Source organism: Streptomyces sp. NBC_00667 (genome assembly GCF_036226825.1).
In the GTDB taxonomy this organism is placed as follows: domain Bacteria; phylum Actinomycetota; class Actinomycetes; order Streptomycetales; family Streptomycetaceae; genus Streptomyces.
The window spans coordinates 4,979,765-4,997,500 of record NZ_CP109022.1 but is presented as its reverse complement, the minus strand read 5'-3'; the positions used below and the strand labels follow the sequence as shown (position 1 = coordinate 4,997,500).

Below are 17,736 nucleotides of genomic sequence, written 5' to 3'. Positions count from 1 at the left end.
GCGCTTCCTTTGTTCTTCTTTGTTCTTGCGTTTCCGACTCTATCAGACTCTCTCGTGTCCGATTCCCGGTCGAAGCGGGTTTCGCTTTCCAGTTCTCCGCTTTCGCGTTTCCCTTTCCGGCGATTCCAACCTTACCAGACCATTTCCGCGCCGTTTCCGACTCCGGATTTGAATTCTGTGGCCGTTGGAGGGCCTTTCCCTTTCGGGTGGATCCAGACTTTATCAGGTCTCCCCGGGTCTGGTTCCCACCTCCCCGCGGGCGCGGTCCGGGCACACGTGTGTGTCGGGGGCCGTGCGGGGTGGAGACGTAAACGTACTGGAGCGGGCCCCCTCGTTGCAAATCGAGGGGAGCCCGCTCCCGTTCGGGTCGTTAACGCGAGGCTCAGACCTCGACGACGACCGGGAGGATCATCGGGCGGCGGCGGTAGCCGTCCGAGACCCACTTGCCCATCGTGCGGCGGATGAGCTGCTGGATCTGGTGCGGTTCGGCGACACCGTCAGCGGCCGCGCGGGCGATGGCTTCCTCGATCTTGAGGCTGACCGAGCCGAACGCGCCGTCATCGATGCCCGAGCCGCGGGCCTGGATGTTCGGGCCGCTCACGACCTTGCCGGTGGTGCTGTCGACCACGACGTAGACCGAGATGATGCCCTCGTCACCGAGGATGCGGCGGTCCTTGAGGGACGCCTCCGTGACATCGCCGACCGACAGGCCGTCGACGTACACGTAGCCGGCCTGGACCTTGCCGGAGATCCGCGCCTTGCCGTCGATCAGGTCGACGACCACGCCGTCCTCGGCGATCACGATGCGGTCCTTCGGGACGCCCGTGAGGGCGCCCAGTTCGGCGTTGGCGCGCAGGTGGCGCCATTCGCCGTGGACCGGCATCAGGTTCCGCGGCTTGCAGATGTTGTAGAAGTACAGCAGCTCGCCCGCGGAGGCGTGGCCGGAGACGTGCACCTTGGCGTTGCCCTTGTGCACGACGTTGGCGCCCCAGCGGGTCAGGCCGTTGATCACGCGGTAGACCGCGTTCTCGTTGCCCGGGATCAGGGACGACGCCAGGATCACGGTGTCACCGGGGACGATCCGGATCTGGTGGTCGCGGTTGGCCATCCGGGACAGGGCGGCCATCGGCTCGCCCTGGGAGCCGGTGCAGACCAGGACGACCTCGTGGGCCGGCAGGTCGTCGAGGGTCTTCACGTCCACGACGAGGCCGGCCGGGACCCGGAGGTAGCCCAGGTCACGCGCGATGCCCATGTTGCGGACCATCGAGCGGCCGACGAAGGCGACCCGGCGGCCGTACTCGTGGGCGGCGTCGAGGATCTGCTGGATGCGGTGCACGTGGCTGGCGAAGCTGGCCACGATGATCCGGTTGTGGGCATTGGCGAAGACCGTGCGCAGGACGTTGGAGATCTCCCGCTCCGGCGGCACGAAGCCCGGGACCTCGGCGTTCGTCGAGTCGGAGAGCAGGAGGTCGATGCCTTCCTCGCTCAGCCGCGCGAAGGCGTGGAGGTCGGTGAGGCGGCTGTCCAGCGGCAGCTGGTCCATCTTGAAGTCGCCGGTGGCCACGACCAGGCCGGCGGGGGTCCGGATGGCCACGGCCAAGGCGTCCGGGATGGAGTGGTTGACCGCGATGAACTCGCAGTCGAAGGGGCCGAGGGCCTCCCGTTCGCCTTCCTTCACCTCAAGGGTGTAGGGGCGGATCCGGTGCTCCTGGAGCTTCGCCTCGATGAGGGCCAGCGTCAGCTTGGAGCCGATCAGCGGGATGTCCGGCTTCTCCCGCAGGAGGTAGGGGACGGCGCCGATGTGGTCCTCGTGGCCGTGCGTGAGGACGATGCCCTCGATGTCGTCGAGCCGGTCCCTGATGGACGAGAAGTCCGGAAGGATCAGGTCGATGCCGGGCTGTTCCTCTTCGGGGAAGAGGACGCCGCAGTCGACGATCAGGAGGCGGCCGTCGAACTCGAAGACGGTCATGTTGCGGCCGATCTCACCGAGACCGCCCAGGGGGGTGACCCGGAGGCCGCCCTTGGGGAGCTTCGGGGGCGGGCCGAGTTCAGGATGCGGATGGCTCAAAAGTCTCTCCTCACCACGCACGCCACGTACCTCGGAAGGCACGTGGCGCGCATGTCATTCGTGCACTTGCTCTTGTCTGGTGTGGTCAAGCTTGTTCAGTTGTGCTTGTTCAGTTGTGAAGTCTGTTGTCAGAGCTGTACCCCGCCGGCGGCAAGATCGATCTTGAGCTGCGCCGTCTCTTCGGCGGTCAGCTCGACGAGCGGGAGCCGCAGCGGGCCTGCGGGCAGGCCCTGGAGGTTCAGCGCGCCCTTGGTGGTGATCACACCCTGGGTGCGGAACATGCCGGTGAACACGGGGAGCAGCTTCTGGTGGATCTCGGCGGCCTTCTGGACGTCGCCGCCCAGGTGGGCTTCGAGCAGCGCGCGCAGCTCGGGGGTGACCACGTGGCTGACGACGGAGACGAAGCCGACCGCGCCGACCGACAGGAGCGGCAGGTTCAGCATGTCGTCGCCGGAGTACCAGGCCAGGCCGCTCTGTGCGATGGCCCAGCTGGCGCGCCCCAGGTCGCCCTTGGCGTCCTTGTTGGCAACGATACGGGGGTGCTCGGCCAGCCGTACGAGGGTTTCGGTGTTGATCGGGACGCCGCTGCGGCCGGGGATGTCGTAGAGCATGACCGGCAGCTCGGTGGCGTCCGCGATCGCCGTGAAGTGCCGGTAGAGGCCCTCCTGCGGCGGCTTGCTGTAGTACGGGGTGACCGCGAGCAGGCCGTGGGCGCCGGTGCGCTCGGCCTGGCGTGCGAGCTCCAGGGTGTGGCGGGTGTCGTTGGTGCCGATGCCCGCGACCACGTGGGCGCGGTCCCCGACCGCTTCGAGTACGGCTCGTACGAGGTCGTTTTTCTCCGCGTCGGTGGTGGTCGGCGACTCACCGGTGGTGCCGTTGACGATCAGGCCGTCGTTGCCTGCGTCCACCAGGTGGGCGGCGAGTCGCTGCGCGCCGTCGAGGTCGAGTGCGCCATCCGCCGTGAACGGCGTGATCATGGCGGTGAGGACCCGCCCGAAGGGGGTCTGCGGAGTCGAGATCGGAGCCATGGGTAACACGCTACTCGCTGCCACCCTCATGGTGTCCCCTCGGGGGACGTCAACAGGGTACGGGTCCCCCATATGACTGCGGAGTGTGACGACGGCGAGTGGCTGCCGGTGTGGCCCGGGTTGTTGGAGCCCGGCACTGCCTGCTCGGGGGTTCAAGCAGTGCCGGGTCCGTTTGATCAGCCTAGATGAACTTTCCGAAACGCCGCAATACGGACACTTGGGACTTGCTTTCGGACATCCGTGCGCGACGCGCCGTCGACCCGCCCTACGGGGCGACGCGACCGTTCGCGTTGAAGGCGGCGTAGGTGAGGGGCATGAGCCCCGCCCAGTGCCGTTCCATCTTCTCGCCGACCATCTCGATCTCCCGCTGCGGGAAGGACGGGGTGGTCGCCAGCTCGTGCTGCGTGCGCAGGCCGAGGAAGTGCATGAGCGAGCGCGCGTTGCAGGTGGCGTACATCGAGGAGAAAAGACCGACCGGCAGGACCGAACGGGCAACCTCGCGGGCCACGCCCGCCGCCAGCATCTCCTGGTACGCCTCGTAGGCCCGGCGGTACGAGTCCTCCATGACGCGGCCGGTCAGTTCCTGCTGCGCCCCGGTGCCCTCGACGAACACGTACTTGCCGGGGCGGCCCTCCTGGACGAGCTTGCGGTCGCTGTCGGGGACGTAGAAGACGGGCTCGAGCTCCCTGTAGCGGCCCGATTCCTCGTTGTACGACCAGCCGACGCGGTGGCGCATGAACTCGCGGAACACGAAGATCGGCGCGCTGATGAAGAACGTCATCGAGTTGTGCTCGAAGGGGCTGCCGTGGCGGTCGCGCATCAGGTAGTTGATCAGACCCTTCGAGCGCTCCGGGTCCTTCTGCAGCTCCTCCAGCGACTGCTCGCCGGCCGTGGAGACGCGGGCGGCCCACAGCACGTCGGAGTCGGCGGCGGAGTGCTTCACCAGCTCCACCGTCACATCACTGCGGAAGCTGGGTTTCAGGTCGGTGGCGGCCGTATCGCTCACTGGGGTCCTTCCAAACGTGTCACACCTGGGGCGCGCCTACTCTACGGCGCCCGGCGAGGGTCCCTTCGCAGGCCCGAGGGGGGACGTACGGCGCCCGGGGAGCCGACGGGGCGCCGGGGAAACGGACGGATGTCACGGAATCCGGCACCTATCGGGGCGTTCGCGCGTCCTACTGGGAGAAGGACCAGAAGGTCCGGTAGGTCCGCAAAGGACCGGCAGGACCGCCCACGGCCCCCCGGGCCCCGACCACAAGGAGAGTCGCTTCCATGTTCCTCCGGCGCGAACCCGTCCCGTTCACCTTCGTCGCCGAGGCCGACCGATTCCGCAGTAACGTCACTCCGCCGCCGCGCGAGAGTCTGAGCAAGACTCAGCTCGCCGCCCGTACGCTGGTCGGACTGACCGTGGTGGCCGGGCTCGTCGGCTCGCTGCTCTTCGGCATGCCGGCACTGCAGCCGCACAAGGCACCCGAGAAGTCACAGCAGTCGGAGGCCTCCGAGGGGCGGTAGCCTCACGGGCACAGCCCAACCGAACGTGCATGTGAGTGAGGTACAGCCGTGCCCCTGCCCTTCTTGACGGCCGACGGCGTGACCGACGCCGACGAGCACGAGGACGAAGCCCTCCCCCACGAAGACCACGACCGCTGGCGCCGGCCCTACCGGCCCGGCCCCTGGCGGGTGGCGATCGCCGCGCTGCTGCTCCTGCTGACCGCCTTCATGCTGCTGGCCACGATGATCATCGCCTTCGCGGGGGCGTGGGGCGGCGCGCTCGTGTGCCTGGCCGCCGCGCTCGCGGTGCTGGGCGCGACGCTGCGCCTGCTGCTGACGGGCGTGTGGGTGAGCCGTAGGGGTCTGCGCCACGTGGCGTTCTTCCGGACGCGGTCGATCCCGTGGAGCGCCGTCGACCGGATCCGTACGGTGCAGCAGCCGGTGCGCCTGCTGGGGCTGCCGAGGACCGTACAGGGGCAGGCGTTGACGGTCTCCGGTCAGGACGGCGCGTCGCTGCCGGTGCTGCTGACCGACCACGACGCCGACTTCCTCACGCGCGGGGAGGCCTTCGAGCGGGCCGCCGACGTGGTCGGGGCCTGGGCCGACGAATACCGGGCCGTCCCGGCCTGAGGTGACGCGGCGGGCCGTCCCGTGCGGGGCGGCCCGCCGGGGTCCGTACGGGAGCGGCTCAGGCGGGTACGCGCTCCGCGTCGTGCAGGGCGATCGCCCGCTGCATGGCCTTGCGGGCCCGCGGGGTGTCACGGGCGTCGTGGTAGGCGACGGCGAGGCGGAACCAGCTGCGCCAGTCGCCCGGTGCGTCCTCGGTCTCGGCCTTGCGGCGCGCGAAGACCTCGTCGGCGGAGTCCCGCAGGATCCGGCCGTACTGGTCCCGCTCCAGCTCGTCCACGGGCAGGGCGCCCTCGGCCTCCAGCTCGGCGGCGAGCTGGTTGGCCTTGGTGACGAAGCGGGTGTTCATCCAGAGGAACCAGATCCCGATGACGGGCAGCACCAGGACCGCCACCCCGAAGGCGACGGTCAGCCAGGTGCCCTGCCGGATCAGCATCAGGCCCCGGCTGCCGACCAGGACGAAGTAGACGACCAGGACGGCGGCCGTGATGAAGTACGTGATCTTCGCGCGCATGGGTACTACTGCCTGCTCATCAGCCGAGGTCGAGGAAGTGTTCCAGGCCGAAGGTGAGGCCCGGGGTCTGCGTCACGCGGCGCGCACCGAGCAGGATGCCCGGCATGAAGCTGCGGTGGTGCAGGGAGTCGTGACGGATGGTCAGGGTCTCGCCCTCCCCGCCGAGCAGCACCTCCTGGTGGGCCAGCAGGCCGCGCAGGCGGATGGCGTGCACGGGGACGCCGTCCACGTCGGCGCCGCGGGCCCCGTCGAGGGCGGTGGCGGTGGCGTCCGGCTGGGCACCGAGGCCCGCCTCGGCGCGGGCGGCCGCGATGAGCTGCGCCGTACGGGTCGCGGTCCCGGAGGGGGCGTCGACCTTGTTCGGGTGGTGCAGCTCGACGACCTCGACGGACTCGAAGTAGCGGGCGGCCTGGGCGGCGAACTTCATGGTGAGGACGGCGCCGATGGAGAAGTTCGGGGCGATGAGCACCCCGGTCCCCGGCGAGCCGGCCAGCCAGGTGTCCAGCTGGGTGAGGCGGTCCTCGGTCCAGCCGGTGGTGCCGACCACCGCGTGGATGCCGTGGCCGACGAGGAAGTCGAGGTTCCCCATCACCGAGTCGGGGGTGGTCAGCTCGACGGCGACCTGGGCGCCGGCGTCGGCCAGCGTCTCCAGCTTGTCGCCGCGGCCGAGGGCGGCGACCAGTTCCATGTCGTCGGCGGCCTCGACGGCCTTGACCGCCTCGGAGCCGATGCGGCCCCGGGCGCCGAGGACCGCCACGCGCAGCTTGCTCATGTTCGCTTCCTTAGGTGCGTACGTGCGCACGTTCAGACGTGCCCACGGGACTAGGCGACCGCTTCGTCGAGGCGGGCGGCCTGCTTCTCCTTGAGCGGCCCGATCACCGCGAGGGACGGCCGCTGGGCCAGTACGTCCCGGGCGACCGCGCGGACCTCGTCGGGGGTGACGGCGGCGATGCGGCCCAGCATCTCGTCGACCGACATCTGGTCGCCCCAGCACAGCTCGCTCTTGCCGATGCGGTTCATGATCGCACCGGTGTCCTCCAGGCCGAGGACGGTGGAGCCCGAGAGCTGGCCGACGGCCCGCCTGATCTCCTCGTCCGTGAGTCCGTCCGAGGCGACCTTGTCGAGCTCGTCGCGGCAGATGCGCAGCACGTCGTGGACCTGGCTGGGCCGGCAGCCCGCGTAGACGCCGAAGAGACCGGTGTCGGCGAAGCCGGAGGTGTACGAGTACACGCTGTAGGCCAGGCCCCGCTTCTCGCGGACCTCCTGGAAGAGCCGCGAGGACATGCCGCCGCCGAGGGCGGTGTTCAGCACGCCGAGCGCCCAGCGCCGGTCGTCGGTGCGGGCCAGGCCGGGCATGCCGAGGACCACGTGGGCCTGCTCGGTCTTGCGGCTGACCATGTCGACGCGGCCGGCGGTGCGGATGCGCTTGCTGCCGGCGCGCGGGCCGACCGGTTCGGCGTCGGTGCGGGTGAGCGCCCCGGCCTTCTCGAAGGCCGCGCGGACCTGGCGGACGACCTTGTTGTGGTCGACGTTGCCGGCGGCGGCCACGACCAGGCGGGTCGGGTCGTAGTGCTTCTTGTAGAAGCGGCGGATCCGGTCGGCGCCCAGGGCGTTGATGGTGTCCACGGTGCCGAGGACGGGCCGGCCGAGGGGGGTGTCGCCGTACATGGTCTGCGCGAACAGGTCGTGTACGCAGTCGCCGGGGTCGTCCTCGGTCATCGCGATCTCTTCGAGGATGACTCCGCGTTCGGCGTCGACGTCCTCCTCGCGGATCAGCGAGCCGGTGAGCATGTCGCAGACCACGTCGATGGCCAGCGGCAGGTCGGTGTCGAGCACCCGTGCGTAGTAGCAGGTGTACTCCTTCGCCGTGAAGGCGTTCATCTCTCCGCCGACCGCGTCGATCGCGGAGGAGATGTCGAGGGCGCTGCGCTTGTCGGTGCCCTTGAAGAGGAGGTGCTCCAGGTAGTGCGTGGTGCCGCCGAGGGTGGGCGTCTCGTCACGGGAGCCGACGTTCGCCCAGATGCCGAAGGTGGCCGAGCGGACGGAGGGCAGGGTCTCGGTGACGATGCGCAGACCGCCGGGCAGGACGGTACGGCGGACGGTGCCGATGCCGTTCTGCCCCTTGAGCAGGGTTTGGGTACGGGCGACGGCCCGCCCCTCGGAAGAGGGGCGGGCCGTCACACGGGAACTACGCGACGTCACTTGTCGGAGTCGTCCTTCTCGGCGTCGGCAGCGTCTTCGCCCTCGATCACGGGGACGAGGGAGAGCTTGCCACGGGAGTCGATCTCGGCGATCTCGACCTGCACCTTGGTGCCGACCGCGAGCACGTCCTCGACGTTCTCCACGCGCTTGCCACCGGCGAGCTTGCGGATCTGCGAGATGTGCAGCAGACCGTCCTTGCCGGGCATGAGGGAGACGAAGGCACCGAAGGTGGTGGTCTTGACGACCGTACCCAGGTAGCGCTCGCCAACCTCCGGCATGGTCGGGTTGGCGATCTGGTTGATCGTGGCGCGGGCGGCCTCGGCGGCCGGGCCGTCGGCGGCACCGATGTAGATGGTGCCGTCGTCCTCGATCGTGATCTCGGCGCCGGTGTCCTCCTGGATCTGGTTGATCATCTTGCCCTTCGGGCCGATGACCTCGCCGATCTTGTCCACGGGGATCTTGACGGTGATGATCCGCGGGGCGTTGGGGGACATCTCGTCCGGCGTGTCGATCGCTTCCATCATCACGTCGAGGATGTGGAGGCGGGCGTCGCGGGCCTGCTTGAGGGCGGCGGCCAGGACGGAGGCCGGGATGCCGTCGAGCTTGGTGTCCAGCTGGAGCGCGGTGACGAACTCCTTGGTGCCGGCGACCTTGAAGTCCATGTCGCCGAACGCGTCCTCCGCACCGAGGATGTCGGTGAGGGCGACGTAGTGGGTCTTGCCGTCGATCTCCTGGGAGATCAGACCCATGGCGATACCGGCGACGGGGGCCTTGAGCGGCACACCGGCGTTCAGCAGCGACATGGTGGAGGCGCAGACCGAGCCCATGGACGTCGAACCGTTGGAGCCGAGGGCCTCGGACACCTGGCGGATCGCGTAGGGGAACTCCTCGCGCGTCGGCAGGACCGGCACGATCGCGCGCTCGGCGAGCGCGCCGTGGCCGATCTCGCGGCGCTTGGGGGAACCCACGCGGCCGGTCTCGCCGACCGAGTACGGCGGGAAGTTGTAGTTGTGCATGTAGCGCTTGCGGGTCACCGGGGAGAGGGTGTCCAGCTGCTGCTCCATGCGGAGCATGTTGAGGGTGGTGACGCCCAGGATCTGGGTCTCGCCACGCTCGAACAGCGCCGAGCCGTGCACGCGCGGGATGGCCTCGACCTCGGCGGCGAGGGTACGGATGTCCGTGATCCCGCGGCCGTCGATGCGGACCTTGTCCTTGATGACGCGCTCGCGCACCAGGGCCTTGGTCAGGCTGCGGTAGGCGGCGGAGATCTCCTTCTCGCGGCCCTCGAAGGCCGGGAGGAGCTTCTCGGCGGCGATGTCCTTGACGCGGTCCAGCTCGGCCTCGCGGTCCTGCTTGCCCGCGATGGTCAGCGCCTGGGAGAGGTCGCCCTTGACGGCGGCCGCGAGGGCCTCGTACACGTCGTCCTGGTAGTCCAGGAAGACCGGGAACTCGCCCTCGGGCTTGGCGGCCTTGGCGGCGAGGTCGGCCTGCGCCTTGCACAGGACCTTGATGAACGGCTTCGCGGCTTCGAGGCCGGCGGCCACGATCTCCTCGGTCGGCGCCTCGGCGCCGCCCTTGACGAGGGCGATGGTCTTCTCGGTGGCCTCGGCCTCGACCATCATGATCGCGACGTCGCCGTCCTCGAGGGTGCGACCGGCGACGACCATGTCGAAGACGGCGTCCTCGAGCTCGGTGTGCGTCGGGAACGCGACCCACTGACCGCGGATCAGCGCGACGCGGACGCCGCCGATCGGGCCGGAGAAGGGCAGACCGGCCAGCTGGGTGGACGCCGAGGCGGCGTTGATCGCCACGACGTCGTACAGGTGGTCGGGGTTGAGCGCCATGATCGTGGCGACGACCTGGATCTCGTTGCGCAGGCCCTTCTTGAAGGACGGGCGCAGCGGGCGGTCGATCAGGCGGCAGGTGAGGATCGCGTCCTCGGAGGGGCGGCCCTCGCGGCGGAAGAAGGAACCGGGGATCTTGCCGGCCGCGTACTGGCGCTCCTCGACGTCCACCGTCAGGGGGAAGAAGTCGAGCTGGTCCTTGGGCTTCTTCGACGCGGTGGTCGCGGAAAGCACCATCGTGTCGTCGTCCAGGTAGGCAACGGCGGAGCCGGCGGCCTGGCGGGCCAGACGGCCCGTCTCGAAGCGGATGGTGCGGGTGCCGAAGGAACCGTTGTCAATGACGGCCTCGGCGTAGTGGGTCTCGTTCTCCACTAGCGTTTTCTCCATTTTCGTCGTCTCCGTCCGCCACCCGTGTGGTGGTGGACGGTTGCGGAGAAGCGCTCCTGGCGTGCGGGCCGGTCTTCGATCGAAGCACCCGGTTCGTAGCCTTCCGGGGCTTTCCGGATGCCACTACCGAGGACCGGCGGCGTAGGGAGGGCGCTCCTCCTCTTCAGTTGTGCACCTGCGACCAGACTACAAAGCGTCCGGTACGTCTCGCACGTACAGCAAAGGGAGCGGCCCACTCAGTGTGGGAACCGCTCCCTTCACAGCGTCTTTACTTGGCGCCGGCCGCACCGCGGCGGATGCCGAGGCGCTCGACCAGCGTACGGAAGCGCTGGATGTCCTTCTTGGCCAGGTACTGCAGCAGGCGGCGACGCTGGCCGACCAGGATCAGCAGACCACGACGGGAGTGGTGGTCGTGCTTGTGGGTCTTGAGGTGCTCGGTCAGGTCCGAGATGCGCTTCGAGAGCATGGCGACCTGGACCTCGGGGGAGCCGGTGTCGCCCTCCTTGGCACCAAACTCTGCGATGATCTGCTTCTTCGTAGCGGCGTCGAGCGGCACGCGTACTCCTCGTTTAGGTCTTCGTAGCCACCGAGTGCCCCAGGTCGAATTCTCTGGGGATCTTCCGTAACTCGGGAGGCGGGGTCCGCTGAGCGCAGCCTCCAGAGGATCTCCGGGGGCGCGTACACAAACGGCCGTCACACAGCGTACCAGGCTGCCGGGCCGGGACCGTCTCAGCTGGTGAGGGAGCGGGCCCGGGAGTAGACGTCGAGCACGGCCAGGGTCAGCGGGACCAGGCTGAGCAGTACCGCCGCCTCGGTGAGGTCGAGCAGCCGTCCCCAGAAGGGTGACAGGCCCTTGCGGGGGATGACAAGCGCAATTCCGGCGAGGAGGGCCGCGCCTGCGGCGACGGCGGCGGAGAGCCAGATCGTGCGCAGGTCCAGCCCGCTGCGGTCGTGGTACTTGACGAGCTCCGCGAGCAGGTCGGCCGGCGGGTGCAGGGCCAGGCCCAGGACGAGCAGGGCGATCGCGCCGAACCCGGCCACCAGGGCGCACACGACCTGGGAGGTGTAGCGGAAGAGCCTGGCGCGCAGCAGCATCGCGAGGCCGGTGGCGAGGGCCAGCAGCCGGCCCCAGGTGTTGTCGGAGAAGCCGAGGACGGCGGCGGAGGCGACGACGACGGCGGCGCAGCCGCCCGCCAGGCCCAGCAGCATTTCGTGGCCGCGCCGGGCCTGGGCGGCGATGGCTTCAGCGTCGAGGGAGGCGCCCTGGTCGGAGCGGCCGTCGCCGGCCGGGTCCGCGGGGTCACCGTACGGGGTGGTGTCGTGACCGTCGGGCAGCTCGTAGTCGCTGGTCGAGCTCTGCGGGGCGGCGTAGCCGATGGGCAGGCGGGCGAAGCGGGCGGAGAGGCCGGGCAGGAAGGCGACGAGGCATATCGCGACGGGCGCGCAGACGGCGGCGGTGGCCGTCGCGGAGCCTGCGGTGGCGATGGCCGCGAAGGTGGCGAGGGTCCCGGTGGCGGCGAGGAAGGTGGCCGCGACGAAGGGGGCGTCGCCGTGCGGGGTGAGGGCGACCAGCGCGACGGAGGCGACGAGGGCGCAGACGCAGCCGAGCAGGAACTGCAGGCGGCCCGGTCCGTGGCCCGCGGCGGGGGCGACGATGCCGGAGCCGGCGATCAGCAGGTGCGGGAGCGCGGCGAGGCCGAGGGCGATGGCGGAGCCGCCGTCGCGGTAGACGCGGGCGCGGACGCCGGCCGCGGCGGTGAGCAGGACGGCGACGGCGGCGGCGATGACGCCGGGCAGGCCGTGGGTGTCGTGGCGGACCGGGTCGGCGTACCAGAGGACGAAGCCGAGCAGGACGAGCAGGACCGCGGAGCCGGCCAGGCCCGCGCCGCGCAGCATGTCGTCGCTCCAGCGGTGCCGGTCGCGGACGACGGCGGACGCGACGGCGTCGGAGACGTCGTCGAAGACGGCCGGCGGCAGGGACTCGGCGAAGGGGCGCAGGCTGAGCACCTCGCCGTCGAGCACCTGCTGGGCGGCGAGGGTGCGGGCGCCGTCGAGGACGGTGCCGGAGCGGCGTACGAGGTGGAAGCCGGTGGGGGCGCCGACGGGCTGGGTCTGGCCGGTCAGGCGCAGGAGTTCCGGGTAGACGTCCGCGACGGCGATGTCCTCGGGGAGGGCTACGTCGATACGGCTGTCCGGTGCCACGACGGTGACCCTGCAGAAGCCGGTCGCCTCGGCCGTACTCACCTGTGTGCTCCCCTGTTTGCCGTTCCGGCGCCCGCAGGTGCGGGGGGCGGATCCGCGGATGCGCAGACCGCGCGGGCCACCCTACCGGGCTTATGACGGACTGTAGGCAAGTAGGATCACCTCCCCCGGCCAGGCCGGGGAGTTGAGGGCGCCGGTTGGGACGTCCGTCTGTTTTCGAGGGATTGATGCTCCGGTGAGCCAGATCGTCGTGAAACGCCCGCCCAGGTCGCTGCCCCCGGAGGTGCCGTCGGACGAGGTGAGGCTGGAGGCTCCGCCGGAACTCCCGCGGGGGCAGCAGGAGGGCATGCTGATGCAGCTCCTGCCGATGCTCGGCATGGGCTCTTCGGTCGTCTTCTTCTTCATGCCGGGTGCGGCCCCGTTCATGCGCATCATGGGTGTGCTGATGCTGGTGTCCACGGTGGGCATGGTGATCGCCCAGCTGGTGCGTTACCGGCGCGGTACGCAGGGGCAGATGGCGGACGTGCGCCGTGACTACCTCAAGTACCTTGCGCAGACACGGCGTCAGGTGCGACGGACCGCGCGGGCGCAGCGCGACGCGCAGCTGTACCTGCACCCGGCCCCGGACCAGTTGTGGTCGGTGGTGGCGGAGGGCTCGCGGCTGTGGGAGCGGCGGGTCGGCGACGAGGACTTCGGGCAGGCCCGGCTGGGGCTTGGCGCACAGCGCCTGGCGACTGCGCTGGTGGCTCCGGACACCGCTCCGGTGGAGGAACTGGAGCCGTTGACGGCCGGGGCGATGCAGCGCTTCCTCAAGGTGCACTCCTCACTGGACGGGCTGCCGGTGGCGGTGTCGATCCGGGCGTTCTACCACGTGACGGTGTCCGGGGAGCCGGAGTCGGCGCGCGGTACGGCGCGGGCGCTGGTGGCACAGCTGGCGACGCTGCACTCCCCCGAGGACCTGATGGTCGCGGTGGTGGCGGCGCCGGGCGCGGTGCCCTCGTGGGACTGGACGAAGTGGCTGCCGCACACGCAGCTGCCCGGGCAGGTCGACGGGGCGGGCACCAAGCGGCTGTTCGGGGACGACCTGGGCGAGCTGGAGGGGCTGCTGGGGTCCCGGCTGGAGGGGCGGCCGCGGTTCAGCCGGGACGTTTCGCCGGTGCTGGACCAGCCGCACCTGGTGGTCGTGCTCGATGGCGGGATGGTGCCCCCGGACTCGGTGTTCGCGGCCGTCGAGGGCTTGCAGGGCGTAACCATCGTCGAGGTGGTTGCGGGCGAGCTCGACGAGCAGCGGGGCGGGCTCTCGGTCGTCGTGCGGCCGGGCCGGCTGCGGCTGGAGTCGGGCTCGGGCGTCGCGTACGAGGGGGTCCCGGACACGCTGTCGCTGCCGGCGGCGGAGGCCCTGGCACGGCAGTTGGCGCCGCTGCGGACCGGTGGCGGTGACGACGACGAGCCGCTGCTGGCGAACCTGGACTTCACGGACCTGCTGAACCTGGGCGACGCGGCGCAGGTCGACGTGTCGCGCACCTGGCGGCCGCGGTCGGCCGGCGAGCGGCTGCGCGTGCCGATCGGCGTCGGCGAGGACGGCACGCCGGTCATGCTGGACCTCAAGGAGGCCGCGCAGGAGGGCATGGGCCCGCACGGCCTGTGCGTGGGCGCGACGGGTTCGGGCAAGTCGGAGCTGCTGCGCACGCTGGTGCTGGGGCTGGCGGTCACGCACACCTCGGAGACGCTGAACTTCGTCCTCGCCGACTTCAAGGGCGGTGCGACGTTCACGGGCATGGGGCAACTGCCGCACGTGGCGGCCGTGATCACCAACCTGGCGGACGACCTGACGCTCGTGGACCGCATGGGCGACTCGATCCGCGGCGAGTTGCAGCGCCGCCAGGAGCTGCTGCGCTCGGCGGGCAACTACGCGAACATCCACGACTACGAGAAGGCGCGCGCGGCGGGTGCCCCGCTGGAGCCGCTGGCCTCGCTGGTGCTGGTCATCGACGAGTTCAGCGAGCTGCTGACGGCGAAGCCGGACTTCATCGACATGTTCATCCAGATCGGCCGGATCGGCCGTTCGCTGGGCGTGCACCTGCTGCTGGCCTCGCAGCGGCTGGAGGAGGGCAAGCTGCGCGGCCTGGACACGTACCTGTCGTACCGGATCGGTCTGCGGACGTTCTCGGCGGCGGAGTCCCGGACGGCGATCGGCGTGCCGGACGCGTACCACCTGCCGTCGGTCCCGGGTTCGGGGTACTTGAAGTTCGGCACCGACGAGATGACCCGCTTCAAGGCGGCGTACGTCTCGGGCACCTACCGCTCGGGCGGCCCGGACCTGGCGGTGGGGCCGTTCCCGGTGGAGCGGCGGCCCGCGCTGTTCACGGCGGCGCCGGTGCCGGTGGTGTACGCGGCTCCGGACCCGGCGTACCTCGCGGCGCAGGAGACGCGGGGCGACGACGCGCTCGCGGACACGGTGCTGGACGTGATCGTGGGCCGGCTGGAGGGGCAGGGCGTGCCGGCGCACCAGGTGTGGCTGCCGCCGCTCGACCAGGCGCCGCCGCTGGACCAGTTGCTGCCGGCGCTGGCGCCCAGCGGGACGAGGGGCCTGCACGCGCAGGGGTACACGCGGCCCGGCGGCCTCGTCGTACCGCTCGGCCTCATCGACAAGCCGTTCGAGCAGCGGCGCGAGGTGCTGTACCGGGACTTCTCGGGGGCGGCGGGCCACATGATGGTGGTCGGCGGCCCGCAGTCGGGCAAGTCGACGCTGATGCGGACGCTGATCTCCTCGTTCGCGCTGACGCACACCCCCGCAGAGGTGCAGTTCTACGGGCTGGACTTCGGCGGCGGCTCCCTCTCGTCGGTCGCGGACCTGCCGCACGTGGGCGGGATCGCCTCACGGCTGGACCCGGAACGGGTGCGGCGTACGGTCGCGGAGGTGGCGGGGGTGCTGAACCGCCGCGAGGAATTCTTCCGCGCCAACGGCATCGACTCGATCGGCACCTACCGGCGCCGGCGCGCGGCCGGGGAGCTGCCGGGCGAGGCGTGGGGCGACGTGTTCCTCGTGGTCGACGGCTGGGGCGGTTTCCGGGGCGAGTACGAGGGCCTGGAGCAGGTCGTCACGGACATCGCGTCCCGGGGTCTGGGATACGGCATCCACGTGGTGGTCACGGCAGCGCGGTACATGGAGGTCCGGGCCGCGCTCAAGGACCAGATCCTGAGCCGGCTGGAGCTGCGGCTCGGTGACGTCATGGACTCCGAGTTCGACCGCAGGGTCGCCGCGAACGTCCCGACGGGGATGCCGGGCCGCGGTCAGGTGCCGGAGAAGCTGCACTTCCTGGGCGCGCTGCCGCGCATCGACGGGTCGCACAGCGCGGAGGACCTCTCGGAGGGCACGGCCGCGTTCGTGGCGGCGGTCAAGGAGACCTGGGCGGGGCCCTCGGCCCCGGGGGTGCGGCTGCTGCCGAGGCTGCTGCACGCGGACCAGCTGCCCAAGGGCGGCGAGTTCCCGGGGCAGGGGATCTCGATCGGTGTGGACGAGACGGACCTGGAGCCGGTGTTCATCGACTTCGAGACCGACCCGTTCTTCCTGGTCTTCGGCGAGAGCGAGTCGGGCAAGACGAACCTGCTGCGGCTCATCGCGCAGCGGATCGCCGAGCGGTACAGCCCCGACCAGGCCAAGCTGGTCGTCGGCGACTACCGGCGCAGTCTGCTCGGGGCGCTGCCGGAGGAGCACCTCCTGGAGTACGCGCCGATGGCGAACTCGCTGCAGATGCACATGGAGGCGCTGGGCGGGGTGTTCTCCCGCAGGCAGCCGCCGGACGACGTCACCCCGCAGCAGCTGCGCGACCGCAGCTGGTGGACGGGCCCCGACGTCTTCATCATCATCGACGACTACGACCTCGTGGCCACCAGCCAGGGCAATCCGCTCACGCAGCTGGTGGAGTTCCTGCCCTTCGCCCGGGACACGGGCGTGCGCTTCATCATCGCGCGCAATTCCGCCGGTGCCTCGCGGGCGCTGTACGAGCCGTTCATGCAGCGGATCAAGGAGCTGGGGGCGCAGGGCGTGGTGCTCTCCGGCGACCCGTCCGAAGGGGACCTGCTGGGCAACGTCAGGCCGCGTCCGCTGCCTCCGGGGCGGGGCTACTCCGTCTCGCGCAGGCGCGGTACGTCACTGGTCCAGATCGGGCGGCTGCCCGTCCAGGGGGCGTGAGAAGCGCGAACGTCGCCCACTGCGCCGCCCCGGCACCGATAATCGGGGCAGAACGCTGCACCGCAGTCGCACGAAGGGAAGGCCGCGCCATGGGGTCCCAGCAGGAGAAGGACGAGCTGTACGCGCTCGACATCAGCGGCGTCGAGTGGGAGGGCCCGCCCGGGACCAGCCCCGACGAGGAGCGCGTGGAGATCGCGAAGCTGCCCGACGGGGCGGTGGCGATGCGGTCGTCGCTGGACCGGGAGACCGTGCTGCGGTACACGGCGGCCGAGTGGGAGGCGTTCGTGCTCGGCGCCCGGGACGGCGAGTTCGACCTGCGCTGACCCGGTTCGGGACGGCTCGGAACGCGCGAAGGGGCGCGCCCGGTGCGGGCGCGCCCCTTCGGGGTGTGGCGGGGGACTCAGTAGGCCTCGGTGAACAGGCGCGAGGCCTTGATGTCCGTGGCGTGGTAGTCGCCCTTGCCGCGCTCGATGAGCTGGGCGACGGTCTCCAGCTGCTTGTGCATGTGGTCGGCGGCGGCCTTGTACTTCTTCTGGAGGGCGACGTACTCGCGGTGCGCCTCACCGTCCCAGGTGTCCGTGACGACCTTGACGGCGGTGTCCATCTCGTCCAGGTCCTTGAGGATGTTCTGCGACACCACGCGGATGCGGTCCGCCATCTGCTGGACGCTTTCGTACCTGACCTTGGTGTGGCCGTCGTTACCGGACATGGTCTACTCCTTCGCGCTGGGGCGTTGTGGGCAACGGGGCCTTGATCAGAGGTTGTTGAGGCCGGACTTGTTGGCGGCGGCGAAAGCCTGACGCACGTCCTCGTCCTGGGCGTTGCTCAGGTTCTTCGTCTCCGACACCGCGTGGTGCAGGACGCCGAGCAGCCGGCGGATCTTGTCGTGGTCGGTGTTGATGTCCTCCTGCGCCTTGACGAAGCCTCCGGCGCCCACGCCGGTCCAGCCCGCGCTCACCGTCGCGATGATGTCGGCCAGTTCACGCGACTGCCGCGACACGGCCTCGGCCGTCTCGGAGATCCTGTTGGCCGCCTTGACGACCGGATCGTCCGCAAGTCCGAAATTGCTCGTCATCCGAAGCTCCTCACTTCTCAATTCGCCGGCCGAACCGGCGGACTGCGTGGCGGAGCGGGTGTTCCCGGCGCGGAAACGAGCACGCGCCCACGGAAATCCCCCT

The 17,736-nt window shown here is 70.3% G+C and carries 15 protein-coding genes; 4 read left to right on the top strand and 11 right to left on the bottom strand.

What is annotated here, in order from left to right; translation table 11 throughout:
* Window positions 1–382 precede the first annotated feature (382 nt).
* The 3 genes from OHA81_RS23245 to thyX all read right to left on the bottom strand — a co-directional run bounded on the left by OHA81_RS23245 (window position 383) and on the right by thyX (window position 4,102).
* Window positions 383–2,068 (bottom strand): ribonuclease J, encoded by a 1,686-nt coding sequence (locus OHA81_RS23245; protein WP_329198827.1) that lies wholly within the window; start codon window positions 2,066–2,068, stop codon window positions 383–385.
* A gap of 128 nt (window positions 2,069–2,196) precedes the next feature.
* Window positions 2,197–3,096, bottom strand: coding sequence for a 4-hydroxy-tetrahydrodipicolinate synthase (gene dapA / locus OHA81_RS23240; protein WP_329198825.1), 900 nt, complete (start codon window positions 3,094–3,096; stop codon window positions 2,197–2,199).
* Window positions 3,097–3,361: 265 nt separating this feature from the next.
* Window positions 3,362–4,102, bottom strand: a complete 741-nt coding sequence (gene thyX, locus OHA81_RS23235; protein WP_329198824.1) for an FAD-dependent thymidylate synthase — start codon at window positions 4,100–4,102, stop codon at window positions 3,362–3,364.
* Between the two features lie 266 nt (window positions 4,103–4,368).
* Between thyX and OHA81_RS23230 the strand changes: the two genes are divergently transcribed.
* Window positions 4,369–4,608, top strand: a complete 240-nt coding sequence (locus OHA81_RS23230) for a hypothetical protein (RefSeq protein WP_329198823.1) — start codon at window positions 4,369–4,371, stop codon at window positions 4,606–4,608.
* 48 nt (window positions 4,609–4,656) lie between these two features.
* Window positions 4,657–5,217: a PH domain-containing protein gene (locus OHA81_RS23225; protein WP_329198821.1), complete on the top strand. Its 561-nt coding sequence runs from the start codon at window positions 4,657–4,659 to the stop codon at window positions 5,215–5,217.
* Window positions 5,218–5,275: 58 nt separating this feature from the next.
* On the opposite strand, the gene OHA81_RS23220 is transcribed toward OHA81_RS23225, so the two are convergent.
* The 6 genes from OHA81_RS23220 to eccD form a co-directional block, all read right to left on the bottom strand.
* The gene (locus OHA81_RS23220) at window positions 5,276–5,728 is read right to left on the bottom strand and encodes a hypothetical protein (protein WP_329198819.1); all 453 of its coding nucleotides are present in this window, start codon (window positions 5,726–5,728) and stop codon (window positions 5,276–5,278) included.
* Window positions 5,729–5,747: 19 nt separating this feature from the next.
* Entirely contained in the window at window positions 5,748–6,500 is a 753-nt protein-coding gene (gene dapB, locus OHA81_RS23215; RefSeq protein ID WP_329198817.1) for a 4-hydroxy-tetrahydrodipicolinate reductase, read from the bottom strand.
* 50 nt (window positions 6,501–6,550) lie between these two features.
* Complete coding sequence (locus tag OHA81_RS23210) at window positions 6,551–7,930, bottom strand: M16 family metallopeptidase (RefSeq protein WP_329198815.1); 1,380 nt, start codon at window positions 7,928–7,930, stop codon at window positions 6,551–6,553.
* Window positions 7,927–10,146, bottom strand: a complete 2,220-nt coding sequence (locus OHA81_RS23205; RefSeq protein ID WP_329202491.1) for a polyribonucleotide nucleotidyltransferase — start codon at window positions 10,144–10,146, stop codon at window positions 7,927–7,929. The genes OHA81_RS23210 and OHA81_RS23205 overlap by 4 nt, the downstream gene beginning before the upstream one ends.
* 283 nt (window positions 10,147–10,429) lie before the next feature.
* The gene (gene rpsO / locus OHA81_RS23200) at window positions 10,430–10,717 is read right to left on the bottom strand and encodes a 30S ribosomal protein S15 (RefSeq protein WP_136213493.1); all 288 of its coding nucleotides are present in this window, start codon (window positions 10,715–10,717) and stop codon (window positions 10,430–10,432) included.
* Window positions 10,718–10,890: 173 nt separating this feature from the next.
* Window positions 10,891–12,405, bottom strand: coding sequence for a type VII secretion integral membrane protein EccD (eccD, locus tag OHA81_RS23195; protein WP_329198813.1), 1,515 nt, complete (start codon window positions 12,403–12,405; stop codon window positions 10,891–10,893).
* A 193-nt stretch (window positions 12,406–12,598) separates the two neighbouring features.
* On the opposite strand from eccD, the gene eccCa reads away from it, so the two are divergent.
* A complete protein-coding gene (gene eccCa, locus OHA81_RS23190; protein WP_329198812.1) occupies window positions 12,599–16,558 on the top strand; it encodes a type VII secretion protein EccCa in 3,960 nt (1,319 codons plus the stop codon).
* 89 nt (window positions 16,559–16,647) lie between these two features.
* Complete coding sequence (locus OHA81_RS23185; RefSeq protein WP_329198811.1) at window positions 16,648–16,881, top strand: DUF397 domain-containing protein; 234 nt, start codon at window positions 16,648–16,650, stop codon at window positions 16,879–16,881.
* Between the two features lie 77 nt (window positions 16,882–16,958).
* On the opposite strand, the gene OHA81_RS23180 is transcribed toward OHA81_RS23185, so the two are convergent.
* Both OHA81_RS23180 and OHA81_RS23175 read right to left on the bottom strand, forming a co-directional pair.
* Window positions 16,959–17,267, bottom strand: coding sequence for a WXG100 family type VII secretion target (locus OHA81_RS23180; protein WP_329198808.1), 309 nt, complete (start codon window positions 17,265–17,267; stop codon window positions 16,959–16,961).
* A gap of 45 nt (window positions 17,268–17,312) precedes the next feature.
* On the bottom strand, window positions 17,313–17,633 hold the full coding sequence (locus OHA81_RS23175; RefSeq protein ID WP_329198806.1) for a WXG100 family type VII secretion target: 321 nt from the start codon (window positions 17,631–17,633) through the stop codon (window positions 17,313–17,315).
* Window positions 17,634–17,736: the final 103 nt, after the last annotated feature.